The sequence below is a fragment of the Dethiosulfatibacter sp. genome (genome assembly GCF_983023055.1).
The window spans coordinates 1-2,512 of record NZ_CEZJXU010000391.1; the positions used below are offsets into that span (position 1 = coordinate 1).

Annotated in this window: 2 protein-coding genes and 1 pseudogene; all 3 read left to right on the plus strand. The window is 35.9% G+C overall.

All coding sequences use genetic code 11. The features are described 5' to 3' along the window. Positions 1-43: 43 nt before the first annotated feature. The gene (gene rplJ, locus AC3AX0_RS11460; protein ID WP_487550417.1) at positions 44-571 is read left to right on the plus strand and encodes a 50S ribosomal protein L10; all 528 of its coding nucleotides are present in this window, start codon (positions 44-46) and stop codon (positions 569-571) included. Positions 572-606: 35 nt separating this feature from the next. Continuing rightward, positions 607-981, plus strand: coding sequence for a 50S ribosomal protein L7/L12 (gene rplL, locus AC3AX0_RS11465; protein ID WP_487550418.1), 375 nt, complete (start codon positions 607-609; stop codon positions 979-981). A 269-nt stretch (positions 982-1,250) separates the two neighbouring features. Beyond that, a pseudogene (locus tag AC3AX0_RS11470) lies at positions 1,251-2,512 on the plus strand (DNA-directed RNA polymerase subunit beta); the annotation flags it as partial.

The following is a 2,512-nucleotide window of genomic DNA, read 5'->3' on the forward strand; positions in this document are numbered from 1 at the left end:
ACTGGACGTAATTTTCACAATGAGCTTAAGGAGGTGTAAACCTATGAATCAAGCAATAATCGATCAAAAGAAAAAAGTCATTCAGGAAATCCTGGAGAAGATTGAAAAAGCACAGTCAGTAGTTTTGGTTGACTATAGAGGATTGAACGTTGAGGAAGTATCGGAACTTAGAAACAAGTACCGTGAAGCTGGCGTTGAATACAAAGTCTACAAGAACAACATGATGAAGTTCGCTTTCAAGGAAGCTGGACTGGAAGCATTCAATGAAAACCTTAAAGGACCTAATGCAGTAGCATTTAGTTATGACGATGCTATAAGTGCAGCAAAAGTCTCAAACGAGTTTGCAAAGACTAATGAAAAGCTTGAAATTAAAGCAGGTATAGTTGATGGAGACATAATTGATGTTGATGGTGTTAAGGCACTGGCTAGCATCCCATCGAGAGAAGTACTTGTTGCAAGAGTTCTTGGCGGCTTGAATGCACCAATTACTGGATTTGTAAATGTACTACAAGGCAATATGAGAAACCTTGTATATGCACTTAATCAAATCGCTGAACAAAAAGAAGCATAAAAAAACGAATTTTAAAATTAATGGAGGAAATAAAAATGGCAAGTGAAAAAGTAACTCAACTAATTGAAGAAGTAAAAGTACTTACAGTATTGGAATTATCAGAATTGGTAAAGGCTCTAGAAGAAGAGTTTGGCGTAAGTGCAGCAGCTCCTATGGCGGCAGCAGCAGCTCCAGCAGCAGCTGCGGCAGAAGCTGAGCAAACTGAGTTTGACGTAATCCTTAACAATGCTGGATCAGGAAAAATCAAAGTAATCAAGGTTGTTAGAGAAGTAACTGGTCTTGGACTTAAAGAAGCTAAAGCAGTAGTGGATAATGCTCCTAAAGCAATCAAAGAAGCAATCACTAAAGACGAAGCAGAAGCATTGAAAGCTAAGCTTGAAGAAGCTGGAGCATCAGTAGAAGTTAAGTAAATTAACCTTAAAAGTAAAAACTATAAAAGAGCTTTTTAAGCTCTTTTATTTTACAAAAAACCATTTCGTATACGTGGGTGTTTTTTGAAAAATTAATTAAAATATATATTGATTTTTTCAAAAAACTAATTGACATAAAATATAAAATATGATAGTATTTTAAATTGCGTAGATAATAAATATTGGCATGAAAATTGTATGTGAAATTATGATTGGATTGTATAGCTACGTGATTTTTTTCTTTTAAAATATAATGAAGGGGTGAAAAGATGCTGCATCCTGTTAAAATTGGCAATAGAGTGCGCATGAGTTACTCTAAAATTGGTGAAGTTTTAGAACTTCCAGATTTGATTGAGGTTCAGAAGAATTCCTATGAATGGTTCATTAAGGAAGGTTTGAAAGAGGTATTTAACGATATTTCTCCTATCGAGGATTATACAGGTAATCTAATTCTTGAGTTCATAGACTATTCACTGAATGGAAGTCCTAAGTATGAGCAACTAGAGTGCAAGGAAAGAGACGCTACTTATGCGGTACCACTTAGAGTAAAGGTAAGACTCATAAACAAGGAAACTGGCGAAATAAAGGAACAAGAAGTGTTCATGGGTGATTTTCCTCTAATGACGGAACGTGGTACATTTATAATTAATGGAGCGGAACGTGTTATTGTAAGTCAGCTGGTAAGATCACCAGGTGTCTATTTTGGTGTTGCGAGAGATAAAACGGGTAAAAAGCTGTTTTCTTCAACTGTAATTCCAAACAGAGGAGCATGGCTTGAGTATGAAACAGACTCAAATGACATAGTTTACGTTAGAATTGATAGGACAAGAAAGATTCCTATCACAATCTTATTAAGGGCAATGGGATGTGAAACGGATTCGCAAATCATTGAACTTACTGGAGAATCGGAACAGATTTTAAAATCGTTGGAGAAGGATAGTACAACCAACAAAGACGAAGCTCTTATTGAAATTTATAAGAAGTTAAGACCAGGAGAACCCCCTACATTAGATAGTGCTACATCACTAATCAACAGCTTGTTCTTTGATCATAAAAGATATGATCTGGCAAGAGTTGGTAGATACAAATTCAACAAGAAACTTGGTATGGAAAACAGAGCAGCCGGCAAAGTGGCAGCAAGCAATATAATAGATGAAGAAACTGGTGAAATCATAGTATCAGAAGGTGAAATCATCACAAGAGAATCTGCAGCTAGAATTGAAGCTGCTGGAGTGTTTAGCCTTGAAGTAATAAACAAGGATAATGAAAAGGTAAAGATTCTCACAAACAGATTTGTATATCCTGAATTATTGGATCTTCCTATTGATTTCAAGAAGCTTGGACTCAGAGAGAAGGTATACTATCCTGTAATCAAGGAATTGATAGAGCAATACACTGATATGGACGAGCTCCAGGACGCAATAGAAAAAAATTACAGAAAGCTTTCACCTAAGCATATAATCATTGATGACATAATGGCTTCTGTAAGTTACGAGTTCAGTCTCTTCAAGGAAACTGGAAAGACTGACGA